Consider the following 337-nt stretch of genomic DNA (forward strand, 5'->3'; position numbering starts at 1 on the left):
AGATGGTACTTTGTCACTGGAAGAAATCCCAGCTTTCTGTTTGGCTTACGAGAAGAAGATCGGTGACCTTGGCGGACTGGACATCCAGATCCTGGGCATCGGCCGTACAGGCCACATCGGTTTCAATGAACCCGGCTCTGCACCCAATTCCGGAACCCGGCTGGTGACACTGGATGATTTAACAAGACGTGATGCGGCCAGGGATTTCGGTGGTAAGTCCTTTGTGCCTACCAAGGCCATTACCATGGGCATCGGAACCATTTTCAAAGCACGCGAGATCATCCTGATGGCATGGAACAGGAAGAAAGCTTCCATCATTAAAAAAGCCGTAGAGGGG

Annotated in this window: 1 pseudogene; it reads left to right on the forward strand. The window is 51.6% G+C overall.

The features are described from left to right. Nucleotides 1–337 (forward strand): annotated as a pseudogene (locus WAE59_RS25790) (glucosamine-6-phosphate deaminase); the annotation flags it as partial.

Origin of the sequence: Pedobacter sp. GR22-6 (assembly GCF_037402555.1) — a bacterium.
In the GTDB taxonomy this organism is placed as follows: Bacteria; Bacteroidota; Bacteroidia; order Sphingobacteriales; family Sphingobacteriaceae; genus Pedobacter.